Origin of the sequence: Kitasatospora sp. NPDC093558 (genome assembly GCF_040683475.1) — a bacterium.
Classification (GTDB): Bacteria; Actinomycetota; Actinomycetes; order Streptomycetales; family Streptomycetaceae; genus Kitasatospora.
Map to the genome: position 1 here is coordinate 1 of NZ_JBFBDY010000147.1, position 14,269 is coordinate 14,269.

At 73.3% G+C, this 14,269-nt stretch carries 11 protein-coding genes and 2 pseudogenes; 8 read left to right on the forward strand and 5 right to left on the reverse strand.

Annotation, left to right across the window (positions count from 1 at the left end; genetic code table 11):
• On the forward strand, positions 1 to 555 hold a 555-nt coding region (locus tag AB0O00_RS16715), incomplete at its 5' end, for an alpha/beta hydrolase (RefSeq protein WP_363652383.1).
• A 12-nt stretch (positions 556 to 567) separates the two neighbouring features.
• Here the strand turns inward: AB0O00_RS16715 and AB0O00_RS16720 are convergent.
• The 3 genes from AB0O00_RS16720 to AB0O00_RS16730 all read right to left on the reverse strand — a co-directional run bounded on the left by AB0O00_RS16720 (position 568) and on the right by AB0O00_RS16730 (position 3,704).
• Positions 568 to 1,989 carry a VWA domain-containing protein gene (locus AB0O00_RS16720; protein ID WP_363652385.1) on the reverse strand — a complete coding sequence of 474 codons (1,422 nt, stop codon included), beginning with the start codon at positions 1,987 to 1,989 and terminating at the stop codon, positions 568 to 570.
• A complete protein-coding gene (locus AB0O00_RS16725; protein ID WP_363652386.1) occupies positions 1,986 to 2,858 on the reverse strand; it encodes a MoxR family ATPase in 873 nt (290 codons plus the stop codon). Before AB0O00_RS16725 ends, AB0O00_RS16720 begins: the two co-directional genes overlap by 4 nt.
• 156 nt (positions 2,859 to 3,014) lie before the next feature.
• Entirely contained in the window at positions 3,015 to 3,704 is a 690-nt protein-coding gene (locus tag AB0O00_RS16730) for a Tat pathway signal sequence domain protein (RefSeq protein WP_363652388.1), read from the reverse strand.
• Positions 3,705 to 4,064: 360 nt separating this feature from the next.
• On the opposite strand from AB0O00_RS16730, the gene AB0O00_RS16735 reads away from it, so the two are divergent.
• From AB0O00_RS16735 to AB0O00_RS16745, 3 genes are all read left to right on the forward strand, one after another.
• Positions 4,065 to 4,802, forward strand: a complete 738-nt coding sequence (locus tag AB0O00_RS16735) for a TetR/AcrR family transcriptional regulator (RefSeq protein WP_363652390.1) — start codon at positions 4,065 to 4,067, stop codon at positions 4,800 to 4,802.
• A 251-nt stretch (positions 4,803 to 5,053) separates the two neighbouring features.
• Positions 5,054 to 5,704: a DUF6230 family protein gene (locus AB0O00_RS16740; RefSeq protein ID WP_363652392.1), complete on the forward strand. Its 651-nt coding sequence runs from the start codon at positions 5,054 to 5,056 to the stop codon at positions 5,702 to 5,704.
• 113 nt (positions 5,705 to 5,817) lie between these two features.
• Positions 5,818 to 6,348, forward strand: a complete 531-nt coding sequence (locus AB0O00_RS16745) for a DUF6114 domain-containing protein (protein ID WP_363652402.1) — start codon at positions 5,818 to 5,820, stop codon at positions 6,346 to 6,348.
• A 119-nt stretch (positions 6,349 to 6,467) separates the two neighbouring features.
• Here AB0O00_RS16745 and AB0O00_RS16750 read toward each other — a convergent pair whose 3' ends face one another.
• Positions 6,468 to 7,568: an NAD(P)-dependent alcohol dehydrogenase gene (locus AB0O00_RS16750; RefSeq protein WP_363652394.1), complete on the reverse strand. Its 1,101-nt coding sequence runs from the start codon at positions 7,566 to 7,568 to the stop codon at positions 6,468 to 6,470.
• 219 nt (positions 7,569 to 7,787) lie between these two features.
• Here AB0O00_RS16750 and AB0O00_RS16755 point away from each other — a divergent pair.
• Positions 7,788 to 8,384 (forward strand): annotated as a pseudogene (locus AB0O00_RS16755) (helix-turn-helix transcriptional regulator); the annotation flags it as partial.
• A 5-nt stretch (positions 8,385 to 8,389) separates the two neighbouring features.
• Here the strand turns inward: AB0O00_RS16755 and AB0O00_RS16760 are convergent.
• Entirely contained in the window at positions 8,390 to 9,832 is a 1,443-nt protein-coding gene (locus tag AB0O00_RS16760; RefSeq protein WP_363652396.1) for a selenium-binding protein SBP56-related protein, read from the reverse strand.
• A gap of 240 nt (positions 9,833 to 10,072) precedes the next feature.
• Between AB0O00_RS16760 and AB0O00_RS16765 the strand changes: the two genes are divergently transcribed.
• From AB0O00_RS16765 to AB0O00_RS16775, 3 genes and pseudogenes are all read left to right on the forward strand, one after another.
• Positions 10,073 to 12,895 (forward strand): ATP-binding protein, encoded by a 2,823-nt coding sequence (locus AB0O00_RS16765; protein WP_363652398.1) that lies wholly within the window; start codon positions 10,073 to 10,075, stop codon positions 12,893 to 12,895.
• 140 nt (positions 12,896 to 13,035) lie between these two features.
• Positions 13,036 to 14,007 (forward strand): alpha/beta hydrolase, encoded by a 972-nt coding sequence (locus AB0O00_RS16770; protein WP_363652400.1) that lies wholly within the window; start codon positions 13,036 to 13,038, stop codon positions 14,005 to 14,007.
• Positions 14,008 to 14,060: 53 nt separating this feature from the next.
• A pseudogene (locus AB0O00_RS16775) lies at positions 14,061 to 14,269 on the forward strand (spermidine synthase-like protein); the annotation flags it as partial.

Genomic DNA, 14,269 nt, shown 5'->3' on the forward strand with positions numbered 1-14,269 from the left:
GCGGCCGACGTGCGGATCATCGCGGACGACCTCGGGCTGGACGGGTTCGCGGTGCTGGGCGCCGAGCTCGCGGCCGACCCGGCGTCCACCTTCCGCCGCGTGTACGCCGGTTCCGGCCCCGGCGCCGAGCCGATCGTGTGGGTCGTCCCCGAGGGGCGGAAGCTGCTGGACACCGTCCCGGAGCCGGAGCGGCTGCCGGCCTGGATCACCAAGGCGGACATCGACGCTTACGTGGCCGACTACGCGACCCACGGGGAGCGGGCGTTCACCGGCGGGCTCAACTGGTACCGCAACATCGACCGGAACAACGAGCTGATGACGGCGTTCGACGGCCGCCCGATCCAGGCGCCCGCGCTGTTCGTCGTCGGCGAGCGGGACCTCGTCAACGCGATGGTCCCGCGGGACATCCTGGAGCTCCTGCTGACCACGTTCACGCCGCGCCTCCACAAGCACGTCCGGCTCCCGGACACCGGCCACTGGACGCAGCAGGAGCGCCCGGCGGAGGTCACGGCGGCGCTGCTCGACTTCCTCGCACACCTGGATCAGGAAGGTTAGACGGCCAGCGAGCTAGACAGGCAGCAGACGGGCGATCAGTTCGCCTAGCCGGCGCGCGTTGCGGCAGGAGTGCATCTCCACGACGCCCGCGTAGGCGAGCGCGGCGGAGTCGCCGGTCGGCCAGAGCGCGGGCTGTTCGGGGTTGAGCCAGAAGACCCGCCGCGCCCGGCCGGCGATCCGGCGCAGCGCGTCCAGGTTCGGGTCGCGGTGGTTGTTGCGGGCGTCGCCGAGGACCAGGACGCAGGTGCGTGGGCCGACCGCGTCCAGGTGCCGCTCGGCGAAGCCGCCCAGCGCGGAGCCGTAGTCGCTGTTGCCGTGGTGGCCCATGACCTCGGCGTCGGTGAGGATGCGCGCGGCCAGCCGGGCCGGGTCGGTGCGGCCTCGCGCGAGCAGGTCGGTCACCTCGGCGGTGCGGTTGACGAACGCGAACACCCGGACCTTGCTGAACTGTTCGCTCATCGCCTGCACGAGCAGCATGGTGAAGTCGGCGAAGCCGGCCACCGAGCCGGACACGTCGCACAGCAGCACCAGCTCCGGCCGGGCCGGGCGGCGCAGCCGGTACGCCGGGCGCAGCGGCACCCCGCCGGTGGACAGCGAGCGGCGCAGTGTGCGGCGCAGGTCGATCTGCCCGCGGGCGGCGCGGCGGCGCCGGGCGGCCAGGCGGGTGGCCAGCTTGCGGGCCAACGGGTGCACGGTGCGGCGGAGTTCGGCGAGCTGGTCGCGGCCGGCGGCGAGGAAGTCGATCCGGTCGGCGGTGGGGGCGACGGCGCGTTCGGCGATCCGCTCGGCGCCGCGCAGCTCGGCGACGCGGCGGCGGGCCTCACCGGCGACGAGAGCGCGGAAGTCGCGGATGCGGCGGCGGATCTCGTCGGCGAGGACGAGGTCGGAGACGTCCGGGGTGCCGTTCTGCTCGCGCAGGGCGGCGAGGACGCGGGCGAGGAGCGTCTCGGGGGAGAGCCGGCCGAGCGCCTGGTGGGCCGACCAGCCGTCCGAGCCGGGGGTGGCGCCGCTGCCGTAGCGGCCGAAGGCCTCGATCGCCTCGCCGGCCAGCGCGGCGAGGGCGGCCCGGTCGCCGGCGGCGAGGGCGGCGGCGATGCGCTCGCGCAGCTCGTCCCGGGCGGGGTCGGGGCGGCCGAACCGCGGTGCGTCGTCCTGCGGTTCGACGTGGCGCGCGGCCTCGGGGGTGCCGACGCCGAGCGGGAAGAACAGGTCGAAGGTGGCGTCGAAGACGGCCCGTTGGCCGTCCGAGCGCAGCAGCGCGGCGGCCAGTCCGGCCCGCATCTGCTCGCGGTCGGCGAAGCCGAGGACGTCGAGCACGGCCGCCGCGTCGACGGTCTCGGCGGGGCCGATCCGCAGGCCGTGCCCGCGCAGGGCGCGGACCAGGCCGGTGAGGCGGGCGGCGGTGTCCTGCGGGGTGGCACTCGGGGCGCTCATGCGACGGTGAGCTTGTCGGCGGCCTTCCGCACGTCGTCCTGGTGCTTGAGGATCACCCCGAGGGTGTCCCGGACGACCGCCTCGTCCAGCGTGTCCGCGCCGAGCGCCAGCAGCGTGCGCGCCCAGTCGATCGTCTCCGCGACGGACGGCGCCTTGCGCAGCTCCATCGCCCGCAGCGCACCGACCACCCGCACGAGCGACGCGGCGAGCGTCTCGTCCAGGCCCGGCACCTTCGAGCGGACGATCCGGCGCTCCAGCTCGGCGTCCGGATAGTCGAGGTGGAGGAAGAGGCAGCGCCGGCGCAGCGCCTCGGACAGCTCGCGGGTGGCGTTGGAGGTGAGCAGGACGAAGGGCCGGCGGCTCGCCGTGATGGTGCCGAGCTCGGGCACCGTCACCTGGAAGTCGCTGAGCACCTCCAGCAGCAGCGCCTCGACCTCGACGTCGGCCTTGTCCATCTCGTCGATCAGCAGCACCGTCGGCTCGTCGCCGCGGATCGCGGTCAGCAGGGGGCGGGTGAGCAGGAACTCCTCGCCGAAGATGTCGGTGCGGGCCTCGTCCCAGCCCTCGTCGCGCCCGGCGGTGATCCGCAGCAGTTGCTTGGCGTGGTTCCACTCGTAGAGGGCGCGGGACTCGTCGATGCCCTCGTAGCACTGCAGCCGGACGAGTCGGGCGCGGCCGATCTCGGCCACCGCCTTCGCCAGCTCCGTCTTGCCGACCCCGGCCGGACCCTCGACGAGCAGCGGCTTGCCGAGCCGGTCGGCGAGGAACACCGTCGTCGCGACCGCGGTGGACGCGAGGTACCCGGCCTCGGCCAACTGCGTTGCGGCGTCCGCCACCGACGTGAAGAACCCTGTTCCGTCGCCGTTCATGCCCCGCTCCGCCTCCGCTCGCACCGACCGTCCGCCAGCACCTTACCGGCCGGTCACTTCGCTTTGGAGGCCCCTGGGGCCTGTCTTCGCCCGCGCGCGGCCGAGCGGCGTCCGGCAGCCCACGGGTTGCCGGACGCCGCTCAGCCGTGGGCTGGGTCAGTTCACGTAGATGAGCGGGCTGCCGGCGGCCGTGGTGTCCGTGACCGGGCCGTAGGCGGCGGTGAAGTAGCCGGTCTGGAAGCACAGGCCCGAGCCGGAGGTGAGGTTGAAGGGCTGGGCGGCGAAGGAGATGCTGTTGTTGCCGTTGGACGTGGTGCCGGAGATGCTGGTCGCCTGCTGGTAGACACAGGTGACGCTGCCGAGGACGGTGTTGAGCACCACCGTGGTCTGCATCGGGCCGGCCGCGCCGGGGGAGAGGGTGACCGGGCTGCCGGCGCCGTCGCCGACGGTGTTGGTGTAGGCGAGGTTGTCGACGCTGATGCTCTGCACGCCTGTGACGCCGAGGACGCTGGAGGAGCAGCCGTCGAAGGTCTGGGTGTTGAGGGACTCGACGGCGTTGCCGGGGGCGGCCGGGTTGGCGTTGACGGTCGCGGAGAACGAGGACGCGGTGCAGGTGATGCCGTTGGTGCTCGTGGCGCTGTCGTAGAAGTTGGCGGTGGTGCCGGACAGCAGGCTCGCGTTGAGGACGTCGCCCACCGAGGCGGCCGGGCCGCCGAGGCTGCCGGTGGTGAGGACCGCCGAGGCGTCGACCTCGGCCGAGGCGTCGGCCTGGGCGGGGGCGACGGCGGTGGCGGCGAAAGCGAGGGCGGCGAGGGCGGCCGTCCCGAGGGTGCGGCGGATGCGCATGAGGGTGCCTCTCCGTACGGAGTCGGGTGGGGGTTGCCCGCGTGCGGGTGTGGTGGCGTGCACGGCGGGGGAGGTGCGGGGCACGGCGGTGCGGCTCCCAGTGGGCCGCGCCGGGGCGGGCCCGGCGCCACGGGCCCGCCTGGCGGCGGAAGGGTGCGGAGGTGCGCGGTGCAATGGGGTGCAGGCCGGCGGCTGCCACCGCCGTGCGTGCGTCCGCCGTGGTCCCGGGTCCGGGTGGCGCAGTCGGCGCCGGCGGGCCCTGGCGGGTTCTCCGGCGGCTGCTCGCCCACCGGTTGGAAACCTGTCAGTGTTGTAAACCCGGTGTTGCATCAATGTCAAGACGGGACACAGGAGTTGGTGATGGAACGGAACACCGTCCGGGGGGCCGACGTGATCCTGCTGCCGGGTGCGCGCACCGGTCGTGACCCGGCCCGTTCGATCAAGCGCGGCCCGAGCCGGCTGCCTCGGGGCGTGGTCGCCGCGACCCAGCGCGAGCGCCTGCTGGACGGGCTGGTCCACACCGTCGCCGAGCACGGCTACCAGCACGCCACGGTGAGTGACATCTGCCGGGCCGCGGGCGTGACCAGGCCGGTCTTCTACGAGCTGTTCAGCGGCAAGGAGGACGCCTTCCTCGCCGCCCACCGGCACGGCACGGGCGTGGTGATCCGGCGGATGGCGGCGGCCTTCGCGGCCGAGCCGGACTGGTGCACCGGCATCCGGCGGGCGCTGGAGGCGATGCTCCAGCTGCTGGCCGGGGTGCCGGCGTTCGCGACGATGGCGGTGATCGAGATCGAGGCGGTCGGGCCGGCCGGGCGCCGCGAGCGCGAGCAACTGCTCAAGCGGTTCCGGGCGTTCTTCGCGGAGGTGCCCCAACTCCAGTGCGGGGTACCGGTAGAGGCCCTGGTGGATGCGGTGGTGGGCGGCGTCTACACCGCCGTCTACCGGCGGGTGAACTCCGGTCGGACGACCGAACTGCCGGAGCTTCTACCGGCGTTGGGCCTCTTCTGCCTGGCCCCGTTCCTCGGTCCGGCCGAGGCGGCCCGCCGGCTCGGGCTCGGGCTTGGTGACGCTCCGGAGGGCCTGGCTGCGGAATCGTGAATTCCGTTGTGGGGTGGATCATTTGACGTTTGGTCAAAGTGTTTCATGGGGTGGATCATTTGGTGAAGATCCCTTCGTGCACTTCTATTGACCGGGCGAATACCGAGCAGTAGCTTCACGGTTACTCAAACCGCGGCTCGACCGGTTCCGCCCCGCTGCCGAGGGGCGGCCGACCGGCCGGCCGCGGAACGCTGTCCGCGCCAGGACAACGTGCCAGTGCCTGCCCATCCCAACCCACCCAGGGAGCACACATGGCCATGTCCGAGGAAGCCGCCGCCACGGCGGAGGCACCCGACACACCGGCCGGGCCCGGAAGAGGACGCGTCCGTCTGAAGCGCGCCGCCCTGATGGCCGTCCCGGCCGTCATAGCGAGCGGCGTGCTGATGACGCTCACCGCGCAGGGCGTGCTCGCCACGCAGTTCTCGATCTCCGGCATGCCCTTCACGATCACCGCGACCAAGCTCCACGGCGACGGCTTCGAGCAGTTCGGGAGCCTCGACCACATGATCAAGAACAGCCCCAACCAGGGGCACACCGGCGGCCAGGTGCTGGTCGCGGTGACGGCGATCAAGACGGCCCAGATCACCGACCTGTGCCAGAGCGTCGACCTCGGCGGCATCAACCTGGTGATCCACGCCGGTGACGCCGGCACCCCGGTCACCGCGGAGAACCTCACCACCGACTCCGACATGATGTCCGGCGACGCCTCGTTCTCCAACATCGAGATCGGCCGCGACGCCAGCGAGTACACCAAGGCCGGGGTCCCCGGCCGGCCGGGCGTCTTCGGCCAACAGGCGGACACCGTCGACATGGTGAACGTGAACCAGCACAACTACGCCAGCACCGCGGCCAGCTTCAAGCTGCCGCACCTGAAGCTGGCGTTCAGCTCGAAGGGCTGCTGATGACGGAGCCCACACCGCCGGGTGCCCGTGGCGCAGGGGAGGGGGCCGAGGGGACGGCTCCCGTCCCGGCCGCGGCGGGCGCCGATCCCGGCCGCGATCCCGGGCACGTCTTCGTGCCCGTCTTCGGGCCCGGCGCCGCGGAGGCGCCCGGGCCCGGTGTCGCGCCCGGCCCCGGGTCCGCACCGACCGCCGGGGCCGCGGCAGCCGTCGCGCCCGCCCGTCCGGTCAAGCGGGACTGGCGGGGGCAGCGGCCGTTCTGGGGCGGCCTGCTGGTGACGCTCGGGGGCGCCGAGATCCTCTTCACCCTGCGGGCGCCGCTGCCGGTGGTCCTGCACATGGGGATGCAGGGGATCGCCGGCTACCTCGTGCCGGCGGTGATGGTGCTCTGCGGGGTGCTGATCGTCTTCAACCCGGCGCAGCGGCTGTTCTACTCGTTCATGGCCGTGCTCGCGTCGCTGGGCAGCTGGCTGACGTCCAACATGGGCGGCTTCCTGCTCGGGATGCTGCTGGGCATGATCGGCGCCTGCGTCACCTTCGGGTGGGTGCCCGACCAGCCGCTCCGGCGCGGCCGGGCCCGGCGCGAGCAGCGCAGGGCGGAGCGGCGCGCGGCGGGCGACCAGGTGGCCGGCGCGGCGGGGGTGTGACTGCGCCCCGCCCTCGGTGTGGGGAGAGCACCGAGGGCGGGGCGGTCGTGGTCGCGCTCGGGGGAGTGCCGAGGACGGGGCGGTTGTGGCCGCGGTCGTCGGAGCGCCGAGGGCGGGGATCAGATCGTCGCGGCGTCGATCACGAACCGGTAGCGGACGTCGCTCGCCAGCACCCGCTCGTACGCCTCGTTGATCTGGTCGGCGCGGATCAGCTCGATCTCGGCGGTGATGCCGTGCTCGCCGCAGAAGTCCAGCATGTCCTGCGTGGCCCGCAGGCCGCCGATCATCGAGCCGGCGAGCGAGCGGCGGCCGAGGAGCAGCGCGTGGGCGTTCACCGACACCGGCTTCTCCGGCGCGCCGACCTGGACGAGCGTGCCGTCGGTGCGCAGCAGGCCGAGGTAGGCGCTGAGGTCGAGGTCGGCCGAGACGGTGTTGACGACCAGGTCGAAGCGGCCCGCGAGCTCGGTGAAGGTGGCCGGGTCGGAGGTGGCGCGGTAGTCGTCGGCGCCGAGCTTCACGCCGTCCTCGCGTTTGCGGAGCGACTGGCTGAGCACGGTGACGTCGGCGCCGAGCGCGTGGGCGATCTTGACGCCCATGTGGCCGAGGCCGCCGAGGCCGACGATGGCGACCTTCTTGCCCGGGCCCGCGCCCCAGTGGGTGAGCGGCGAGTAGAGCGTGATGCCCGCGCACAGCAGCGGCGCGGCGGCGTCGAGCGGCAGGTTGTCGGGGATGCGCAGCGCGTAGTTCTCGTCGACGACGACCTCCTTGGCGTAGCCGCCGTACGTGGGCCGGCCGTCGCGGCCGATGGCGTTGTAGGTGAAGGTGGCGCCGCCGGTGCAGTACTGCTCCTGGCCGGCCCGGCAGTTGTCGCACGTGCGGCAGGAGTCGACGAAGCAGCCGACGCCGACGCGGTCGCCGGCCTTCCACTTCGTGACGCCGGGGCCGACCTCGCTCACGACGCCGGCGATCTCGTGGCCCGGCACCATCGGGAAGATGCCGGTGCCCCAGTCCTCGTTGACCTGGTGGATGTCGGAGTGGCAGATGCCGGAGAACCTGACGTCGATCACGATGTCGTGCTCGCCTACCGTCCGGCGCTCGACGGTGGTCTTCTGCAGCGGGGACTTCGCGGTGAGCGCCGCGTAGGCGGCGATGGTGCGGGTGGCGTTCGCGTCGGTGTGCGTGTCGGCGTGCGTGTCGTTCGTGATGCCCGTGTTCGTCATGTCCTCAAGGCTGCGCCGGGCCGCGCGGGCCAACCAGACCAACGATCTACGTACGCAAACCGGGCGTACGGCCCGCAGACGTAGGAACGCGGAACGTAGGGACGCGGAACGTAGGGGCCCGGAACCTAGGGGAGCGGAACGTAGGAGCGCGCAACCTACGCACGGCAGTGTCACCCTCGCCCGCCCCCGGCGGCGGCCGGTCCCCCGCATACTGCAGGCATGGACCAGCGCACCGAACTCAGCGAGTTCCTCCGTTCCCGCCGCGCCCGCCTGCGGCCCGAGGACGTGGGCCTGCCCGACCTCGGCACCCGACGCCGGGTGCCGGGCCTGCGCCGCGAGGAGCTGGCCCAGCTCGCCGGGGTGAGCACCGCGTACTACACGCGGCTGGAGCAGGGCCACGGCGAGAGCGTCTCCGCCGCCGTGCTGGACGCCATCGCCCGCGCGCTGCGGCTCGGCCCGGCCGAGCGCGAGCACCTCGGCCGGCTCACCAAGCCCGCCCGCCGCCGTCCGGGCCGGGCCGCCACCCGGGTCCAGCAGGTCCGGCCCGCGCTCCAGCAGCTCCTCGACGCGATGGAGGGCGTGCCCGCGTACGTCCTCGGCCGGCGGCTGGACATCATCGCGTGGAACCGGCTCGGCACCGCCCTGCTCGGCGACTTCGACGCGATGCCGCCCGAGCAGCGCAACATGGCCTGGCACGTCTTCCTCGACCCGGCCGCCCGCGAGCTGTACGGGGACTGGGAGGGGAAAGCCACCGACGTCACCGGCCTCCTGCGGTCCGAGGCCGGACGTGATCCGGACGATCCGCGGCCCGCCGCGCGGCACTAGCGGTAGCAGTAGGAGTCCGACGACGCGTCGCCGCCCGCGAGGTGCGTCTGGTGCACGCGCAGCCCGCGGAACTCCTCGCCGTGCGGGAAGAACCGCTCGTCCACGGTGAGCCCGCCCGCCTCGGTGTCGGCGTCCAGCTTGACGATCCACGGCTCGATGCCGTCCGGGTAGAACTGGTCGTCCCACGCGCCGTACAGCGAGTTGGTGAGGTAGAGCCGCCGCCCGTCCCGGCTGATCTCGACCATCTGCGGCGCCCCGCTCAGCGGGCGCTGCGGCTCGGCCGGGTGCGGGGTGCGGGCGGTGACCCCGCCCAGGCGCACCGAGGCGGTCCTGCGGGGGTGGAAGGGGTCCGACACGTCGAACTGGAAGATCTCGCCGGTGCCCCAGGCCGACACGTACAGCCAGCGGTCGTCCACCGACAGGTTGATGTCGGTGACCAGCGGCGGCACCGCGCCGAACGGCTGCAGCGCGGGCGGCAGGTCCTCGGTCTTGGCGGGCTCGGCCGGGATGTCGATCACCTTGCGCGCGGTGAACGCCGGCCCGTCCCGGTACCAGAGCCAGACGGAGGACGAGAGGTCCTCGACGTTCGCGACCACGCCCGCGAAGCCCCACTCCGCCTGCGGGTCGTGGGCCGGGCGCAGCTCCAGCACCATCTGGTACTGGTCGCCGAAGTCGACCCGCTGGAGGTGGCGGCCGGAGTCCAGCTCCCAGAAGTGCAGCGCGTGCCCGTACTTGCGCCCGAGCAGCAGCTCCGGCACGACGCCGTCCTCGACCATCCACGGCGTGCCCCACTCGCTGGTGATGCCGACGTTCGTCCCGAGGTGCCACCACACGTCGTACGCCAGGTGCTGCGGCCCGCGCTCGGTCTCCCACGCGCGCAGCACGTCGAAGGTGGTGTGGTCGAGCAGCGCCACCCCGCCGGGCCCGTCCGTCCCGTCCCCGGCGCCGAGGCAGGACAGGAACACCCCGCCCGGCCCGCAGTGCAGCGTGTGCGGCCGCGAGTACCCCGCTCTGGCCGCCAGCTCGGCCGCCTCCACCGTCTTCACCAGCCGCGGCCGCACCGGGTCGGGCCGGGTGTCCATCACGTGCACCCGCGACGACCGCAGCCCGGGCAGCAGCAGGTAGCGCCGCTCCGGGTTCTCGTGGCAGGCGTGCGCCAGCGCGCTGGAGCACGCGTTCCACCCGAAGTGGTGCAACTCGTCCCCGAGGGTGGGCAGTTCGGCGAAGTTCAGGACCTTCCCGTAGCTCGCCGATGCCGGATCGACGTCCACCGTCAGCAGCGCGTCCGGCCGCCGCCCCGCCCGGTCGAACCCGGCGACGTACGCCAGCGTCTCCGCCGGCGCGGCCATCGCCTCCGCCGCCGACCGGTACAACGACGGATCGGCGTGCCCGCCCGCCCCGCCGTGCCCCGCCATCGGCCCCTCGCCCTGCTGCACCATCTACGGACCCCCTCAACTCGCCTGCCGGCCACGGGAAGTGACGCGCGTCCGGGTAGCGTTCCACACCCCCACCGGCGCACCACAGGCGCACGGGGAGCGGGCCGGTGGTGCGGGTCGATTCGGGGGCGAACGCCCCGCTCCGCCCGGCACCCGGCGGGATCGGTAGGGTGATCGGCACCGGCCGCGGCCCCGGGCCGCTGCCGCGTCCGCCTGGTGGAGGCCATACCGGAGGTGCACGGCATGACGTTCGAGGACAACGGTGCTTACGACACTCGCAACCGGGTCTCGGGCACCGTGTCCGGTTCCGTGCTCCAAGCGGGGCGGGTCGGGAACGTCACCTTCAACCAGTACGGTCGGCCGGGCGACGAGCCGAGCCGGAGCCTTCGCCGGATCCTCCCGCACGACGAGGTGGTGCGGGGCCTCCTCGGCCGTCGGACCTACCTGACCGGGGGTCAGCTTCCGTTCGTCAGCCCCGGGCCCGGGCACGAGGCCGACCCCGGGGCCCTGCTCCGCCGGCTGTCGGCACCCGAGCCGCGCGGAGTGCTGCTGATCGGACCGGCCGGCGCGGGGAAGACCAGGACGTGCTACGAGGTCGCCGAGGCGGCCCACCGCGCCGGGTGGCGGGTCCTCCACGTCCAACCGCACAACTCCGTGACGGTGGACGACCTGGCGCACGCGGTACTGGGAGCCGGATGCGACCGGGTCCTGCTGCTGTTCGACTACCTCGACACCTGTTCCCAGGTGGACCTGCAGGTCCTGGCCAACAGCCTCCTGCCGGAGGCCAAGCGCACGGGCGTCGCCGTGGCGGTGATCGCGTCGGTCCGGCCCAGCGGCCATCACGATCTGCTGCGGCGGGGCTCCGCGGAACTGTTCGACGACGTCGCGCTGCGGCAGGACGAGGACCACCAGTCACGGGTCGTCGAGCACATCCTGCGCGAGGTCGCCCCCGTGTCCCTGCGCCGGTGGGGGATGGCGGCGCTCTCCCGGACCTGTGGTCGTCGCCCGGTCATCGCCCTGCTGATCGCGCGCGCTCTCGAGCAACTGCTCGCGGCAGGGCACACCGACGCGGACCTCACGCGCGTGCGACGCGGGGAGCTCCACGGCTGGTTGCAGGAGGCGCTGCGCAGGGACAGGCTGACCGCGGCGCGCAGCCGGGAACCGGCCACGCCGCTGGACCGGGTCGCCCCGGACACGTGGCAACTGGCCGCCGCCGTGGCCGTTGCGGTTTGCCCCCAGGCCCGTGCGGCGGTCGAGGGCGCGGTCGATTCGCTGCTCGACCGCGAGGCGGGGGAGCACCCCGGTCGGTTGGGCGGGCGACGCGTCGTCGACACCCTGCTGTCCCTCGGGTGGATGGACGAGACGGACGGCGAGCTGTACGTCGTGCACGACATCGTCGTCGACGAACTGGTGGCCCAGGTCCTGTTCCCGCCGCCCGGCTTCAGCATCGACGATCAGGGCGCCGGTGCCCTCTTCGCCGCGGCGACCGAGCGGGTCCGCTCGCTGGCCCGGTTCGCCGGACACCTCCGGCGCCTGACCGCCGACCTCGCGGCGGACGGCATCGGCAGACGGGCGGCCGTGCTGGAGCGGTTCTGCCACGACTGGGTCATGGCACACGCGAACCGGCTGGGCGGGAGGCTGGAGCGTTCGGGCAAGGACGGTGAGCAGGCGCTGCTGACGATGGTGACCAGCCCGCCCTGGAAGAACGCGGCGGCCGAAGCGTGGCAGGAACTGGTCCAACCGTGGCTGAACCGGGCCGAGGAGTCCTTTTCCGCACGACCGTTCCTCGACGCTGCCCTCTCCGACGACCGGAACGCCGCGCGCCCCCTCATCGAGGGCGCGCTGTCCTGGCTGTCACGGCGAGGGCAGCAGACCGATGCCGATCACGTGATCCGGGCGCTGCTGGGCCGGACCGACCTCTCACCGGCCGAGGAGCAGCTCACTGTGGAGTGTGCCTTGGAGTGGGTGAGGGAGCACCCCGGATGGCAGACCACGCCCGCGGTGCTGAACCTCGTCCTGTCGCGGAGGCACCAGGCGGAGCGCCTGACCACGGTGGCGCAGTGCGTGCTCGACTGGCTCCGGCCCAGACGCCGGACCGAGGCGGGAATCAAGGTACTGAAGCGGCTCCTCGAGCACGACGGCCTGCCCGGCGGGCTGCGCCGCACCGTCGTGGCCCAGGCGCTGAGCTGGTCCGCCGACAGCCGTGGTGCCGGATCGTCCGCCACCGTGATGCTTTTCCAGGCAGTGGTGGCCTGCCAGGGCGTGGAGAGCGACCAGGAACGCATGGCGCGGGACCTCGCGGTCGCCTGGCTCTCCCGGTACGGCGTGCGCGTGCCCGAGGCCGGCTCGCTGCTCTCCACGCTCCTCCTGTCGCACAGCCCCGATCACGGTGACGTCCCCGAGGAGGTGATCGCCGTGACCTTCGGCTGGCTGGACGCCAATCGGGCGGCGTCGGTCCAGAGCGGACGCGTCATCCAGGCCCTGCTGTGGCTGCCGCAAACGTCCGGCGAACAGCTGGTCAGGGCCGCGGATCTCGCCGTTGCCGAGCTCCGGGACCGGCCCGCCCAGCCCGCGCTGATCGGGTGCCTGCTCAGCCGCAGGGAGGGGCTGACACCCGGCCAGGCACGGTTCGGCATCACGCGTGCACTGGAATGGTGCGAGTCCCACCCGACCCGCAAGGCACAACGACCCGTACTGTCCCCGCTGCTGAGGCGCTCCGACCTGGAGCCCGGTCAGGCGGCACGGGCCATTGACGCCGGCCTCGACCGGTTGGCGCGGAGCACGGCCGGCAGCGTCGCGCGGGAGATCCTCTGCGGGCTGCTGGAACGCCGTGATCTTTCACCGTCGCAGTCGGCCGCGGTGCTGGAACACACGACGACCTGGCTGCACGCAAACGGCTCCTCGCCGCGCGCGGCGTTCGTCGTGCTCCACCTGCTGGAGCGCAGCGACCTGCCTCCTGACGTCGAGGCGGATGCCGTCCGCCGGGCCGAGGCCGCCCTCCTGGCTCCGCCCGCGGCCCTGTCGGTGCCCCGGCTGCGCGCGCAGCTGGACCGGCGGAGGCGGTGAACGGCGAAAGCCGGTCCACGGACCGGCCGATCGCCGAGGCCGCCGCGCGGGGTCGGGCTACCGGCCGGTATCGTCGGGGCTCGGGAACGGTGGAGACCTGCTGCGGCGGGCCCGAGTGCGGATAGGTGCGGCGAGAAGCGATGGAGTTTCGGGAAGACATCCTGGGTGCCCCTTACGAGGCGGTCGAGCTGCCGCTGCGGCGCGACTACGAGGGCGAGGTCTGCGCGACGCTCGTGCGCCGGCTCGTGCCGGGGTCCGAGAAGGCCGTGCTGTACGTCCACGGGTACAACGACTACTTCTTCCAGACCAACCTCGCCGACCACTTCGTCGCGCTCGGGTTCTCCTTCTACGCGCTCGACCTGCGCAAGTACGGGCGCTCGCTGCGCCCGCACCAGTCGCCGAACTTCGTGCGCGACCTCGCCGAGTACGACGAGGAGATCGACGAGGCGGTGCGGATCGTCCGCGAGGTGGACGGGCACCGGCAGGTGCTGCTCAACGGGCACTCCACCGGCGGCCTGATCGGGGCCCTGTGGGCCGGGCGCCGCGCCGGGCGGGGCCTGATCGACGGGCTGTTCCTGAACAGCCCCTTCCTGTCCATGCCGGCCTCGGCCGCCGTCGTGACCGTCGGCGGCCCGGCCGTCGCGGCCATCGCCCGCGTCGCGCCGACCCGCGTGCTGCCGACCGGGCTCAACCCGCACTACACGCACAGCCTCCACAAGGACCACCGCGGCGAGTGGGACTTCGACCTCCGGCTCAAGCGGCCCGAGGGCTTCCCGCTGTTCGCCGGCTGGCTCTCGGCCATCCACCAGGGGCACCGGCGGGTGCGGCGCGGGCTCGGCATCGACGTGCCGGTGCTGCTCATGGCGTCCACCGCCTCGATCTCCACCACCAAGTGGCACAACGCCCTGCACCACGCCGACGGCGTCCTGCGCGCCGACGACATCGCCGCCCAGGGCCCGCACCTCGGCCGGCACGTCACCATCGTCCGGATCGAGGGCGGCATGCACGACCTCGTCCTGTCCGGCGAGGCGGCGCGCACCGAGGTCTTCGCCGAACTCGACCGCTGGCTCGACGCCTACCTCCCGGCCGTGCCGGTCGGGGAGCCCGCGTGACCGACGAACCGGTGCCGGTCGGGCGCCCCACCGACCTCGGGTTCGCCAAGCTCATGCCCGACATCGACCGCGACGGCGGCTGGCTGCTCACCCTCGACGGCACCCCGCAGTCGTACGTCGACCTCGCCGACCCGACGCACCTGGAGTTCGAGTACACCCGCCGCCTCGGCCACCTCGCCGACGCGCTCGCCCCCGCCGGGCGCCCCCTCGACGTCCTGCACCTCGGCGGCGGGGCGCTCACCGTGCCCCGGTACGTCGCCGC

Bases quoted from the DNA above. Each gene is read 5' to 3' on its own strand.
- AB0O00_RS16720 (WP_363652385.1), bottom strand. From the start codon at position 1,989: ATGAGCGCCCCGAGTGCCACCCCGCAGGACACCGCCGCCCGCCTCACC.
- AB0O00_RS16725 (WP_363652386.1), bottom strand. From the start codon at position 2,858: ATGAACGGCGACGGAACAGGGTTCTTCACGTCGGTGGCGGACGCCGCA.
- AB0O00_RS16730 (WP_363652388.1), bottom strand. From the start codon at position 3,704: ATGCGCATCCGCCGCACCCTCGGGACGGCCGCCCTCGCCGCCCTCGCT.
- AB0O00_RS16735 (WP_363652390.1), top strand. From the start codon at position 4,065: ATGGAACGGAACACCGTCCGGGGGGCCGACGTGATCCTGCTGCCGGGT.
- AB0O00_RS16740 (WP_363652392.1), top strand. From the start codon at position 5,054: ATGGCCATGTCCGAGGAAGCCGCCGCCACGGCGGAGGCACCCGACACA.
- AB0O00_RS16750 (WP_363652394.1), bottom strand. From the start codon at position 7,568: ATGACGAACACGGGCATCACGAACGACACGCACGCCGACACGCACACC.
- AB0O00_RS16760 (WP_363652396.1), bottom strand. From the start codon at position 9,832: ATGGTGCAGCAGGGCGAGGGGCCGATGGCGGGGCACGGCGGGGCGGGC.
- AB0O00_RS16765 (WP_363652398.1), top strand. From the start codon at position 10,073: ATGACGTTCGAGGACAACGGTGCTTACGACACTCGCAACCGGGTCTCG.
- AB0O00_RS16770 (WP_363652400.1), top strand. From the start codon at position 13,036: ATGGAGTTTCGGGAAGACATCCTGGGTGCCCCTTACGAGGCGGTCGAG.